9 protein-coding genes are annotated in these 15,184 nt (G+C 27.2%); 3 read left to right on the top strand and 6 right to left on the bottom strand.

Translation table 11 applies throughout. The features are described from left to right. Positions 1 to 10: 10 nt before the first annotated feature. Together CN692_RS07570 and CN692_RS07565 are read left to right on the top strand one after the other, a co-directional pair. Positions 11 to 2,866 carry a hypothetical protein gene (locus tag CN692_RS07570; RefSeq protein WP_098118559.1) on the top strand — a complete coding sequence of 952 codons (2,856 nt, stop codon included), beginning with the start codon at positions 11 to 13 and terminating at the stop codon, positions 2,864 to 2,866. Position 2,867: 1 nt separating this feature from the next. Continuing rightward, positions 2,868 to 4,943 (top strand): UvrD-helicase domain-containing protein, encoded by a 2,076-nt coding sequence (locus CN692_RS07565; RefSeq protein WP_179874391.1) that lies wholly within the window; start codon positions 2,868 to 2,870, stop codon positions 4,941 to 4,943. On the opposite strand, the gene CN692_RS07560 is transcribed toward CN692_RS07565, so the two are convergent. The 6 genes from CN692_RS07560 to dndB are packed head-to-tail and all read right to left on the bottom strand — an operon-like array spanning position 4,917 to position 12,186. After that, complete coding sequence (locus tag CN692_RS07560) at positions 4,917 to 6,002, bottom strand: nuclease-related domain-containing protein (protein WP_098118557.1); 1,086 nt, start codon at positions 6,000 to 6,002, stop codon at positions 4,917 to 4,919. The genes CN692_RS07565 and CN692_RS07560 overlap by 27 nt on opposite strands. A 24-nt stretch (positions 6,003 to 6,026) precedes the next feature. Continuing rightward, entirely contained in the window at positions 6,027 to 7,151 is a 1,125-nt protein-coding gene (locus tag CN692_RS07555) for a cysteine desulfurase family protein (protein WP_098118556.1), read from the bottom strand. A 5-nt stretch (positions 7,152 to 7,156) separates the two neighbouring features. Further along, the gene (dndE, locus tag CN692_RS07550) at positions 7,157 to 7,537 is read right to left on the bottom strand and encodes a DNA sulfur modification protein DndE (RefSeq protein WP_098118555.1); all 381 of its coding nucleotides are present in this window, start codon (positions 7,535 to 7,537) and stop codon (positions 7,157 to 7,159) included. Between the two features lie 12 nt (positions 7,538 to 7,549). Beyond that, complete coding sequence (gene dndD / locus CN692_RS07545; RefSeq protein WP_098118554.1) at positions 7,550 to 9,508, bottom strand: DNA sulfur modification protein DndD; 1,959 nt, start codon at positions 9,506 to 9,508, stop codon at positions 7,550 to 7,552. A 19-nt stretch (positions 9,509 to 9,527) separates the two neighbouring features. Beyond that, positions 9,528 to 11,090, bottom strand: coding sequence for a DNA phosphorothioation system sulfurtransferase DndC (gene dndC, locus CN692_RS07540; RefSeq protein WP_098118553.1), 1,563 nt, complete (start codon positions 11,088 to 11,090; stop codon positions 9,528 to 9,530). After that, on the bottom strand, positions 11,071 to 12,186 hold the full coding sequence (gene dndB / locus CN692_RS07535; protein ID WP_098118552.1) for a DNA sulfur modification protein DndB: 1,116 nt from the start codon (positions 12,184 to 12,186) through the stop codon (positions 11,071 to 11,073). Before dndB ends, dndC begins: the two co-directional genes overlap by 20 nt. Before the next feature lie 701 nt (positions 12,187 to 12,887). Here dndB and CN692_RS07530 point away from each other — a divergent pair. Then, the gene (locus CN692_RS07530) at positions 12,888 to 14,978 is read left to right on the top strand and encodes a hypothetical protein (protein WP_098118551.1); all 2,091 of its coding nucleotides are present in this window, start codon (positions 12,888 to 12,890) and stop codon (positions 14,976 to 14,978) included. The last annotated feature ends 206 nt before the right edge of the window (positions 14,979 to 15,184 follow it).

Here is a 15,184-nt window from a genome sequence, read left to right as displayed (position 1 = left end):
TAATTGTAATATGAACGTAATCTGTACTAGAGAAACTAATGAAGCAGAAACGTATTTAAAAAAACATATAAACCTTGAGAATAATATTATTCATATTGTGCCAACTATGATTTTATATAGACAACGCGAATTATTCTATAAGAAATTAGGGAAAAATATTAAAGATTGTAATAGTAATATTCAACTTCATGAATTTAATGAATTTATAAAGAAAAATGTCTATAAAGATTATCAAAATGTCCTAACAAAAAGCGAAATGCAAATATTAATTGTTAGATTAATGAAAGAAAGTATAAAGCTAAATAATGATGCTTGGTTATCTGTAATACCCGATTTAGTTGATATTTTTATAGAATGGTCAATACTTGGTATAGAAATTAATGAACTTAAAAAATTTAATACAAATCAAAAGTTTACAATGGCATTGGAATTATATGAAAAATATTTAAATGAAGTTGAAAAAAAGCAAAAAAATGATTTCGGAACATTAGTTTATAAGATCTTCTCTAAAGAAGAATTTCAAAATGTAGATGAAGTAATAATTGATGGTGCATTCTTACCATTTTTGCCAAAACACCATCAATTATTAAATCGATTTAATCATCTAAATAAAAAAATAACAATATTTCTTCCAATGGAAAAAGATTCAAATCAAATAGTATTCAATGCTATGAAGAAAACGTTTAAGAACTATGTAGACTTTAAAGAGTGGATTTCAGTAGATGAAGTAAGAAGTAATCAATTTTTTATTCAAAGTTTAAAATCAAATTTATTGAGTGATAAAGCAGAACTGTCAAAATTAGACGGTTCATTAACTATTAATCGTTTCAATACAACTGAAGAGGAAATGGATTGGATTGTTAAACAAATTTCCTTTTTGCTAAAGGTTCAACATGCAAAAAAAGAAGAGATTGTTATAATTTCTCCGAAAGCACTGGAACTTAGAGCTTCTTTTAGAGAAAGATTTGAAATCCATGGGCTAATATCAAATTTACCTAAAAAATCAGTAAGTAAATTAAAAGAAGGTAGAGCAATAGTAAATTTATATAGCATTTTTGTTGATAAACTTCATGAGTCAGAAACATATTTAGATATTAGTCGTTTTGAAGAGATACTGAACGGTGAAATATTAAAAAATAGCCTAGAAAGTAAGAAAGCTTTTGAAACAATAAGGGCATTTTATTTAGACTGTTACAGTTTAAATGATTGGAAACTTAAAACTAATGAATTAATTACATCAAAGAAAAATGTATCTAATATCAAACACGATAAATATCATCCTTTAAAAGAACTTGATGAAAATGAATTAGAGATATTTGAGAATTTCATAAATTTAATAGAAGAAATTTATAGAGATCTTTATTCAATAAAGGACCAAAGCATCAATAGCCATCTAAATGTATTAGTTAAATATATAGAACTAAAAGCAGATATCCATATTTCTGATATTATTTTACAAAGGCTAAAAAATATTCTAGAAAACATCACTAATCAGGAGAATATATTAATTTCTTCTGAAGAATTTGGAAGTATTTTAAGAAGTGTGTTAATTGATCAAGAGGAACCAGACGAGGAAATATTACCTGAATATAAAAATGGAGAATTTATTAAGAGAAGTGTTCTAGTTACTACTCCAAATACCGTAAATTATGCTAATTATAAATACGTATTTTTATGTCAATTTACCCAAGATATGTATCCTTCTGGTCAGAGTAGAAATTGGTTAAAGACTTTAGACTATGAGAGATATGTTTTTAATAAATATACAAATTTAAAATTTAAAAACAATAAAGAGTTAGAAAGATATTATTTAGATGTTTATTTATATTATTTTTATTCTGCGATAAATGCTTGTTCAGAGAAATTAATTATTTCGTATGCACTTCAAGAAGATGGTAAAGAACTTAAGCATTCTCATTATTTACATGATATTTCTAAAGTATTCGGTATTGAGGAAGAGAATAAATTAGAGATGAAATTCGGAAAGACTCTTGAGGAAAAACTTTTAGAATATAACGTTCTCAAAAATCCAGTAGATAACTCTAAAGATAATAGTGAGAGAGAAGAATCAAATATAGAATATAAAAATCTTTCTAAAAATGAGTATATATTGGAAGATTTGGCAATTTATCAATATTGTCCAAGACGATTTTATTATAAAAATTTAGAATTTAGTAATGGTGCATATAAAGATGAGTATCAACTAATGCTTTATATAAGTTCTTGTTTATACGAGGAGACAATTAAGTTATTAGTAGAAAAGAATAAGTTAGAAGAAAATCAGTCAATTGGTTATTTAAGAAGTAAATATAATGATAAAATAAGAAGCAATATTTCTGCTTATATTAATGAATCGGTTAACTCGATTCATGATGTATTTCCTATTAACGGAAGATCATGGGAAAATATAAAACTGCGTGTAAGACGAAATGTTGAGGAACTGTTTAATAAAATATTGTTTAAAAATGAATATCTTAACGGGATAAACCATCCGGAAAGTATCTTAATTGCATTTAGTTTAAAAAATATTGAAAATAAAGTAAGTATAAATGGAATATCGGTAAAGATTCTTAAAGAATTACAATTAAAGTTCAATAACGGATATACTCAGAGCTATAATTTAAGCAATTTAAAACATTTTCTACTATTTACGGCTAAAGTAGATAGTGATGAATTAATAGAAGAAATGGACGAAATTAGAAGTTGGTATTTTAAGCAACAAACGAAAATAAAAAGTAATACTGTAACAGCAGAAATAGAACAAACAATAAATAATATTATCAGTAAGCAGTTTAATAAAAAAGCTGGAGCTTATTGTATTTATTGTCCATATGAATATATATGTAAAGAGAGAGGAAGTTCGTAATTTGAAACTTACGAAAGAGCAACAAATTGTTGTCGAAAAAGATGAAAAAATCATACTTGTAAAAGCGGGTGCAGGTACTGGTAAAACAGAAGTTTTAGCAAGAAAAATAATCCATTTGTTAGAAAATAATATTAATTTGTCAATTACAGATTTTACAATAATTACTTTTACAAATAAAGCTACTGATAACTTGAAATCAAGAATAAAAGACTATTTATATTCTAAGTGGCAAGGTTCATTAGGGGAAGAAAAGACTCGTTTTAGATATGAATTAGAGAATATTAACTCTGCAAACATTTCAACAATTCATAAATTCTGTAAATATATCTTAAATCAGGCAGGACCTATTTCAGAGCCAAATTATTCGTATTCATCAAATTATACCGTAAAAAATAATGTACTAGATTTAACAATTAAATTATCAATTGAAGAGTTTATACAAGAAAAAAAAGTTCTAAATCAAAGTATTGTCACATTTAATTTTATTCAGGTATATGAATTTGAAAAATATATAAAACAGGCTTTTAATCAAATTAAAAGTAAAGGCTATAATTTGGAAACAGTATTAGAAATTTTCCCTCCTTTTCTTGAGGACCATAGGAATAAAAAAGAAATACGAGAAGAGTTCAATTTGGTATTAAGAAAGGTCAATAAAAAATATTATACTTTAAAAAATAGATCGATTGATACGGAAGAACTGTTAGAATACACTTTTCAATTACTGAAAAATAATAAGTGGATAGTTGAAGAATTACAAGACAATATTAAGTACTTATTTATTGATGAATTTCAGGATACTTCAATGTATCAAACCGAAATTGTAAGGTTAATATGCAATAGTAATGAAAAAAGTCCAAATCTATTTTTGGTTGGAGATGCAAAACAATCCATTTACAAATTTAGAGGAGCCGACCAGTCTTCCTACAATCAGACAGCTAACTGGGTTGGAACAATAGGTTCAGTTTTGCCTTTAAATACAAACTTTAGATCGACTCCTGAGTTAATACAACTTGTAAATGTTATATTTCAAAGTATTAGAGAGAAATTTCCAATAATTTCATTTAAACCTGAAAATTTAAGGGTACCTGAAATTAAATTTAAACCAGAAATAGATATGAAAAGTGCATACGAATGGAAACTAATTGATAAAGAAGCAGATTATTCAGATGAGGTTACAAAATATGTTCAAAAGTTGGTATTAGAAGGAGAAAATCCTGGGAATATTGCAATTTTATTTAGAAAAAATAGAAGTATGCTTTCTTATGCAAAAAAATTAAAAGAATTAAATATTCCATATAGTTTAGTTGGTGCTGGAGATTTTTATGTCCAAAAAGAAGTAATAGATTGTTATAAAGTCTTAAAATATTATACAAGTTTTAAAAATGAAATATTAGAGTTAGAAGTTTTAGAATCAAAATTTTTTAATAATAATAAGGACCTGTTGTTAAGTTTTGTAAGTGAGTTAGATTATCAATCAGCAATACAGGAACTAACTCCAGCTCAATTTTTAGATATGTTATTTTCAATTTCAAAAATTAATACTATTATGAAAAAGCAAGAGTATGCTAATTTATTAAAATTAAAGGAATTAGTACGAAAATTAAATAAACAGGAAAATATTGGAGTATATGCATGTGCAGATTGGTTATCGATCCAAATAAATTCAAATATTGAGGAAACTCAGGCAACCATCTTGGAGAATATGTACAAAAAAAATGAAGTAGAATTAATTACTATTCACAAAGCCAAAGGACTTGAGTTTCCTATCGTTATATTACCAGAATTAGATCAACCATATGGCAAATTTATTAAAAATCCTAGCATTATAGTAGATAATAAGTTAGGTTTGGGATATTACTATCGTGTATATAGTGGTAATTATGTTGAAATAAAAAGTAGTAACTATGATAGTATAATCGATCAATATGAAACAGATCTGTATTCCGAGGAATTAAGGGTATTATATGTAGCATTGACTAGGGCAGAGGAAAAATTAGTCTTTTTTGGAAGGAACTCCTGCCCTAGTCAAGAAAATTGTTTTCAGAATTGGTTAGATTGTGTTAAACCTTTTAACTAATATATCGATAAAAGAATTGGTAGAATTACTATAACCAAAATAAACTTGAGATAATGCTTTTGTACACATCAGCTGTACCAAAGCATTATTTTGTGTAGGATCCATTTTTAGATAATTTAGGTGAGAGTAAAAAATATTTTTTGTAATTGGAAAGTCCTTTAACTCACTTAAAGTAATAATATTGATTATGTCTGAGTTATTTAAAGGACTATATTTTAAAATATTCTTATGAGCTATATTATAAATTGAAATAATTTCAGTATCTTTAATTTTAAAATTTGTAGGTACTACGATAGCAAAATCCGAAAAATACATATTTTTTTCATTTTTCACGTGATTTATTTCATTTACTATATACATTATTTCATCTATTACAGATGGATGATGAAGAATTGAATTAATAACTATATTCTTTTCTGTTGTTTTAAAGGATCCACTTGTTCTTTTGGCCGTATTACTTTTAATAGTGTGATTGTAGGACGGAAAAATGAACTTTATAATAGCATTTTCTAATTCAGTACTTAATGGTTTAATCCGGAAAAAAGTATAGAAGTTGTTTTCGATTTTACTTAATAAATTTCCATTTTCCAGATCATTAAGTGACAATAAAAATTGACTTGGTATAAATTCGTTGATTTTTTTTTCATATATTTCTTCATCAGTCATATTTGTAAAGGAAATAATAAAAGATACAGGGAAAATTAATTTTTTATTTTCATTTGACATTAATATGTTATTAGTGCTTAATAAATCAATTAAATTTCGTGAATAGTTTTTGATTTGTTTAAATGGTGAAAGTGTATTAGTATAGCCATCATCCAACTTTAGAACCCACTGATATGGTGACATTGAAAATATTGTATCAAACTTATAGTCTTTAACCTCAAATATCAAAACACCGTATTTTTTTGAAAAAATTATTATATCAGGTTCAAAATAATTAATGACAGGCTCATAAAAAACATGCCAATCATCATCAAGTATCTCAACTAGTTTTTGAAAAACTTTTTTTTCACCGTTTGTCCTAAATGCTGGGAACTCTGGATAGTATTTGGCCATTTTTTTCTTCCTTTAAAATTTAATTTACAAATCAATAAATATTTTGAACTCATCTTGCTCTATTAAAGATGAAATAGAAAAACGAATCGTAGTCCTAACCTCATTTAGACTTAAACCAATTGCTTGGAGTACGTGACTCGGTTTACTAGAGCTACAAGCAGATCCAGTTGAGACTGCAATGAATGGTGCTAATCTTTTTACTAAAATTTCATTATTAATACCAACAAATTGTACATTAAGTATTCCTGGTATTTTTTGTTCAGAATCATTGTTAAAAATAATTGAACTACCAAATTTGTTAATTAATATATCCTTAAGTGCATTTTCAAGTAAATTTAGTTTTTCGATATTACTTTGTAAATTTTTTAATGTAATCTCTGCTGCTTTACCCATTCCAACAATATTATGGACAGCCAATGTACCACTTCGGTAATTTTTCTCTTGTCCACCACCATGCAGTAAAGGAGTAATTGGAATAGGGAGCCCTAATGAATCTTTTCGAAGAACTGCTACACCAATACCTTTCGGACCATGAAACTTATGAGCAGAACAGGATAAAAAATTTATTCCTTCTAATTCATTTAATGATACTTTGATTTTACCAACAACCTGAGTAGCATCTGTATGTAAAAATACATTGTATTTTTGACAAAGCTTTTGAATTTCATCCATTGGGTTTAAAGAACCTATTTCATTGTTACCCCATATTAAAGATACTAGAAGGGTAGGAACAGTTTGAAGAAGCTCTTCAAGTTCATGAATATTAATTCTTCCATATTGATCAACATTTAGATAACTAATATTATATCCTTTTGTATTTAAGTATTCACATACTTCTAATACAGAAGGATGCTCAGTTCTAGATGTGATAATATGTTTATTCTCAATATTACCATGGTATTCTGCAATACCTTTTAAAATCATATTATTACTCTCAGTAGAACCACTTGTAAATATAATTTCATCCGTGTCACAACCAAGTAGATTAGCAACATGTTTGCGAGAATTCTCTACAGCATTTTTGGCATTTTCAGCTAATGTATAATACTTACTCGAGGGATTACCGAATTCCTCGAGTAAGTAAGGTAACATTGCATCTTTTACCTCTGGATAAATTGGGGTAGTTGCACTGTTATCTAAATATAGCATTCTAATCACTCCGCATTAAATTTTAACATGTTTTCATAAAATTTTTCAGCATTTCCAGCGTATTTATATTCATTTTGAATCATCGAAATACCACGCTCAAGATGTGCATTAAAAAGGGTAGGGAAGTACTCTTCATCTGTTAGTAATCTCCCAGCATGCTGAGAAATTAATGTCTTATAAATTTGATCATATTCTCCAGTAAAAGTCTGCCTGTTAATTTCTAACCCATTATTCGATCTGTAATTAGGAATCTCAGGTAATGAATTATTTGTTAATGAAGCTCCAACTGCTAAACGTGCTAATATATTTGGTGTTAGCTGAGAAGAGGATTGAAGTTCTTTCAGAATTTCTGATGTATTATTAGATAGTTTTAATCGATGGATCATTTTCAATCCTCCTTAATTAAATTTAAAGTATCCTGAAGTTACTTTTATGTTTTGTTCTTCAGTATTAAATTGTAATAAATACTGTTTTGATATGTGCTCGTCCAAAAGTTTGAACTGGGTTGAGTTTACTTCCGAATTTGTAGATAAGATTAATACCTGCTCTCCACATTTAGGAATAAAGTCAGTTAATACTCTTTGTTTATGTGTATTATCTAATCGGCCAAGTAGAGTATCAAATATAAATGGTACTCGTCTACCAGAACATTTAAACATCGCCCAGATAATAGAAAGTAATAATATTTCTTTTTCACCAGCAGAAAGAGTGATCTTTTCTATTTCTTCATTTGTAGCATTATATAATTTAACGTCAAATGTAGTTGAATTAATTCTTATAGAAGAAATATATTGATTTTTTCGCATTAATTTATTTAACATTTCTGTTGCAGCTATTTGTACTTGTTGCAACTTTTTCTGATGTTGCACTTCTTGGAATCGTTGACTTAGCTTAATAATATTATTAGCCATTTCAAACGTGTTTTCGGTACGTGTTTCCTGTTTTAAATATGTTTCTTTAGCAAGTATTAATTTCTCAGATTCAGCTAGCTCGTTATTAAGATTTAATCGCATTTCTTCTAAAGTTTGAAGAGCAAATTCAATTTTGCTGATTTCTTTTGTAATTCGTTCCATTTCTTCGAGCATTTTGCTAAAATCATTTGCTTTATCATTTGTTGCAATTTTTTTACGGATCTCTTGTGCATCAGTCAAAAGTTTACGATTTTTATTAATAACCTCTAAATAATTTAAATGGTTTTCATTGTTTATTAAATTTGAAATCTGCTCAACTTGACCTCTTTGAGAAGGGGATAAGTTATGAATGGTATTAACCTGATGATTAGGTCTAAACTTATCAAGTATTAAAGATTGTAATTTACTTGGTAGGATTGATTTATTATCTAATTGTTCAACAATATCTTGGATGTCAGAAACTGATAAAAATTTACTTGCTTGTTTAAACAAAATTAGTTGGTCTTCTGCGTCAATTTGACTTAGTGACTCGTTTAGTAGTTTTTTGTTCATATAAAAAGGTAAAAAAACAGAAATAAATCCTTTTACTTTTTCATTTAACTTTTTACGTTCAGATTCGATTTCAGACTCTTGTCTAAGTAGTTCGTTTCTTTGCTCATCTTTAAGACCGCCATGGATTTCAAAGCTTTTTTTGTTTGAAGAAAACAATTCATTTAATTGTGTTTTCTTTTCATTATATTGGTTTATTTCATGCTCAATATTTTGTATTTTTTCAACGATTGTTGCTTTATTTTTTTGCTTTTCAAATAATTCTTGTTCAGTTTGATTGAATTTTTTTTCATCGATCTCTTTTTGTAAATAATTTGAAAGATCCGATTGAAGATTATTAAATAAATCTAAATTAAAAACAATTGTTGAAAGTTCCTTTAAATATTGGGATAACTCATTATTATTAATAATTTTCGATATTTCTTCTCCATCAAATAAACATAAATCGAATAATTTAGGAGGAAATAGCTCTTTAAGTTTTGAAAAGTAATTATCGGTTTCTGCTTCATTTAAAAATTGTTCGTTTTTAGAAACCATAAAATATTCTTTTGGTTTTTCATTAAAAAGTTTCCAACCTCTGATGACCTTGTATTCGTTTTTTTGATAATTTTCTATTTCAGTAAAAATAATCTGAATACTAGCAGAGCTACTATTAATTGTTCTTATTGTTGAATTGATACTTGCATAAACTCGTTTATCATATTCTGAACTATTTTTGAAACCAAAACCGAACGCTCCAAATAGTCCTAATTTAATTGAATTTAAAAATGTGGTTTTCCCTGCACCATTTTCTCCACCAATTAATACTACATTTTGACCCGGAGAAGTTTCTAAATCAAAAGAATTGGTTCCACGATAAGCTCCGATATTTTCTAATATAAGTTTTTTGAATTTCATGATTTTAGAACCTTTCTAGTTAAATGTGTAAATAATCTTGTTTAAGTACTTTTTCAAGATCTTGCATTAGACCACGACGAACTTTAAAACCAGCAAAATCTTTTTCCAGAGAAATTAGTTTTTTTAACATTTTTAAATCAACATTAAATTCTCTACAAAGTGTTTCTAAATCAAAAACTTGTTCTTGGTCAAAAAGAGGGCGGTCATCTTGTTCCCAATCAAGATCTTTACCCATAACTTCTCTATAAATTGTTGGGAGTGAATCTTCCCAATCACCATTCTCAAGCCAATATCTTCTGATCATTCTAAGTTCTTCTTCTCTAATCAGTTCGAAATTTTCTTCATAAGGATGTTTTAGATCGCGTTGTGTTTCTAATAGAAGTGTTAAGATTTCTTTACGAGCTTCCATTGTATATGGTCCTACTCCAAGTCTTCCAAATTTACCATTTTCTAGTTTAATTAATATCATTGGATCAAAAGGTGCACTTAAATCAATATTATTTTCTTTTATATAACGTTTTAATTCCTTTTTCTCCAACTGTGTATATTCATCTAATGGGATGATTTCTTTACCTTTTCTAGATTTTTTAGGTATTATTACATAATCAAAACCATCGATGATTTCGATTTTAACTTCTTTTAAATACATCTGACCATTCATTCTATATTTCATACGTCTTGTGCGATCATCACGAATATCTGCAATGAAATTTCTAAATACTAATAATGGTTTCATCCAATCACTACCGCTATTAATAAATCCATTTAGTGCTTTATCTTCGGTTACTACTGTACATACCCAGCAACCGAATCGACTATTACCACAAGAGCCAGCACTTTCTTTAATATTTTTATCGATTACCAGTGGGCATTCTCCGCTACTTGAATCTTGATAAAGTTTGTGAAGTTCAAAATTGTCGTCGCCCCATGGTGATGTGTGATTTAATAAATAATCCCAGACATCATCAAGACTAAAGCTTTTAATTGGTGCGAAAACATATGCATTAGAAAGTGTCGAGTGTCTCATTAAGTCTTTACCTTCAATAGTATGAGACTTTAGGACATTATCTCTTGTAGCACTTTCGTTTTCTCTAACACCAAGAACCATAATAACTTCACCAAATGAATCAACTTTATCCATAATAAAGCGATCAGCAGGCTCAATTTTTAATCGATCAGTACACCAACGGAATTTTTGATTTGGGGATGGATAACCTTTTCCTATTAAAAGAGACCAAAATGTGTTTTCAAAAATAGGTTTAACCTTATGTGTTTCAATAGGGAGATCTCGTGTAAGAGCCTCTTTTTGAATTCTGTTTAATGTAGTATTAATAGATTGAATAATTAAAGGTGTTTCTACCAGAGTATCAGAAGAGATCATATACACTTTTTTATGGAGTTTCTCTTTAGGTAGTTCTGAAAGAGATTCAAATACCAATTGAGCTACCACCGTTGAATCTTTTCCACCGCTATAACCAACAACCCATGGTCTAGAATCAGCAAGATATACTTTTTTAATATGTTCTTTTGTATCAGTAATAAATGTATTGTTTTTTAAATTTTCAAATAAGTTTAACGTCATTATAATCACCTAACCCGTATTTTTCTTCTATTTTTTGTTCTACTTCAGTTAATGGTAAATTAAGCAATTGTTTAATTTTATTAGCTGTTAATAAAATCGTATCGCGAGTTTTTTGAATTCTACCATTTGGACTAATTGCACGATGCAACCAATCTTTTTCGTTAGTTCTACTCCAATCGATTGAATTAAGTTGATGAATATAAACTTTCCAATCATTTGAGTAGTTATTTATTAAGAAATGACCAACTAAACCTATTGCTTCAAGGCATACACCATGACCATTTATATAATTCATTCTTAAATCTCTAGCACTCATTTTCTTTTCAAAAACTAAGTTCCATTCTTGGAGTGTTTGAGTCAATTCGTTCCAAAAATCAATTAAAAATCGCTCTTCTTCATTTAAAATGTTTTCACCTTTAGTTCTATTAACTAATCTAAGGTTTGTATTAAAGATATGGTTTAGAGCTAAGATTTTTGGAGAATTCTTTGACAATGTTACGCGTTCTTTATCTGTAAATCGTGATAATAATATGTTTTTTGCAACAATTTCTTTAGTAAGAATTGATAATTTATCACGATGATCATATAGGATCCCAATCGAGGTAGTGGTATTAACCGCATGACGATTTAAATCTGAGAAAATCTGTTGTGACTTTTTTAATCCTGTGTCTTGAAAAATTACAATAGAAATGGTTTCATTTCCTAGATCTGGGTCAATTTTTAAAGCCTCTTCTATTGCAGCTCTACGATGTTGACCGTCATTAATTAAAAATCTAGCATCTAGTGAAACATGAAGTTGGCCAATATCTTTAAAACCACCATCAGCATTGAGTGAATTAAATTGCATTTCTCCGTCTACAGAAGCAGTCAAAGAGGAGAACACATAATCTTTGCTATTTTCGATAATATAGTTTGTTATTTCAGGTATACGATTCTTGTTTAAAATCCTTTGTGATCTATGCTCTGCTGGGATTTCTTCTTCATCAAAAAGGAAAATTTTTGGTATGAGTTTTAAAGGGCACATTACAACATAATACTCCTTTAAAGCTTGTTTTCCACGAACAGCTGGAAATACGTAACTGAAACCAATGTCCATTAACTACACCTCATTTTACGTACGTAATATTTAATTATGATTATATACTAAAATGTATACCATAGCTATTAATTAAGATAAGTAGTTTAGTATATTAGATGTAAAATATTTAATTAAATGCAGATATTTATTGGAAAACTGTTGAAAAAGCCTAGGTTCAAATGTAAAGTGAGGTTTTAAAAATTACTCCAAATTAGCTAGGATATTTGTTGTAGCATTCTTTAGTAGCAGGACATTGGAAGGAGAAAAGATGGTAATAAATGCATGGAAATGTAAAGAACAAGGCACTATTAATTGACTGATTTAGATAACAGGTATTTGTAAGCGATTGAGCTCAAGAGTAGCCCATTTTAAGACTGGCCATAAAAACAAATTGGAATAAATATTTAACTAAAGTAAACAACTCTATTAAGATTATAAAATTAAGCTATGGAAGGTAGTTGAGGTAGAGTACTCTTTTTATTTAGAAATAAAAATGCAACTGGTAAAATATACATGTTCATCGTATATTAAAGTATATGAATCTTTATTCTTTGTTTAATTTGAGACCAGTGTTATTAAATTTCTGAATAAAACTACCTTAGAATGAATTTAATAGGAGTGAATATAACAATTTGATATAAAAAGTTCTATGTAAAGTAAAAAATTAAGTAATTATTAAATAAATAATTTTAATTGAAATATAGAAAAGAGTGCTAGAAATGATCACGTTGTTTATAGATGAGTCAGGACATTTTGAAAATGAAAAAGATATTGAAAATGTAGTAGTAGGCGGAATATTAATTAAACATGAAAGAATTGAAGAATTAAATAATCTATCAAAAATTGTTGAATTGGAATTTAAAAAAATATACAATTCAGAGTACCATAAGTTTATACACGGTAAAACTCGCGATATTAAAAAGCAAAAAGAAATAATATCTAAAATTTTAAATGGAGGAGGAAAGTTTAATTCGATAACTCCCACCTTTATGGCAAAAGGTAAGGTAAATGCTTTAATAAATTCAAATATTACTGATGATAACACTGCAGGTATGTTGTATTTTAATATGATAAATTCCTTAGTATCTACTATTTTGTTATATTATCCAAATATCACAAATAAAGAAAAAGAAATTAATATTTTTATTGCAAGTAGAATCACTAAATTGAATACAATTTCTGGCGATAAAATACATGATTTAGAATCGATCGGTATGGATAAGACAACTAAGCAAAATGGTGATACGATATATTTTCTAAATAATCAGACAAGTATTCTGATTAATTTACATAATGAATTAAGTAATAATAACCTTATTCAGCAACCAATTGATGTGAAGTTAAAAAAAGTGATTGTTAATTATGAAAATAGAGAAGAAGAACTTATGAATATGTTTTATTTAGCAGATATAGTTTGTAACGAAGTTTATAATAAAAGAAAACTTGATGAATCTACTAATTTGTGTAATGCAATTAGTTTTTATTATGATGATATCAATTCAAAATATAAGAAAATATATAAATATTATGTAGAGAAAAAACTTTTTAAATTTTTGGAAAATACATATGATTTCGATATTTTATTTCGAAAAAATAATTTTAAACATAATTATGATAATTATATTAGGTTTTTAAAAGAAAATATTAGTGAAATAATATCTAAAGATTCAATTAGAGATACTTTATATCTAATTAAAGAATTTACTTCTAAAGGTAAGTATGATAGAAAGAAAGTTCTTTATTTGCTTTTGTTTTTAAAAGACCATTTGAAAAAACTAAATAATTTAAATAAAATAATTTACTATGAATTGTTACTTAGAGTATATAATGATATGGGCTTAGTAAAGGAAGCTTCTAAAACATATAATGATTTATTAAATTTAGCAATTGAGTCATCTTCTTTTGAAATGATTGATCGAAAAAGGAACTTTTTAAATCTTTATACATCAACACTAGCTAATATTTTCGATTTTAAAAAAGCACTTAGTATAAACGAATCTTTAATTCGATCACAGTTAATACTTCAGGAAGAATTATTAAATATTGAAGCTGGTTTATTTGATAAAGTTACTGATATTGATACTGCTAAAGGGATGCAATTAGGAAAATATTATAGTGCAAAGGCTCAATCATTATCATTCTTAAATGATCCTTCAGCAATAAAATACTATATGATGGCATTAAATTTATTAAAAGATCACCCTAGGAATAGAAACCAAACAACATCATATTTAGTACACTTTTTATGTGATCATTCGAATATTCAGATTGACCGGAAAATAACTGATTATTTAGATGACTATTTTAAAGGTAAAAGTTTTAATGAGAGATTAGAATTTTTGATACAAGAAGACAAGTATATGTCTAGAACGTATGAGTTATTTGCTCTACTTAAAATATACTTACATAGGTCCCAGGATCAAATTGACTATTCGATATTAAATAGACTTGTTGAAAGGGTGCTAATAATTCCGGTATATAAACTGCAACATCCTTGGCAATTAATTCTTTTCACCCTTGCAAAATTATATTCCATGAAAAATAAAGGGATAGCAGAAAAATTATTGGAAATTGCACTAGAATATAGTTTATCAAATCCTGAACAAACCACTATTTATCTAATTGGTTTAATGATTAAAATAAATGTATATCCCAATGAAAATTCAGTTAATGATTTTATTAAATATATTGAACATAAATGTATAGAAGAATTGAATCAATATTTTGATGTCGAGAAAGTTAAGAGCGCTGAGAATATTGAAGATAAAGTAGAACTAGTACTCTCAAAGTTTAGATTTACTTATCACTAATATTGTAGTCATATATGATTTTAGTATATTAGCAAGTTTATTATTCTGAAATTTCAAAAAGTGTAAATCATTTTTTACATTGCATATATTCTAAATATTATTAAAATTAATGATTTTATTATTTCAACACATAGAATTATTTTAAAGTAGGAAATTAGAATTGCTTTGATTGGTTTTATTTGTGGTCTCAAATTAAAGCGGAGTAA

The sequence above is a fragment of the Bacillus sp. AFS002410 genome (assembly GCF_002556365.1).
Taxonomy (GTDB): Bacteria; Bacillota; Bacilli; order Bacillales; family Bacillaceae_G; genus Gottfriedia.
Note: the sequence above shows the minus strand (reverse complement) of the source record. Positions and strands in the feature narration are given on the sequence as shown.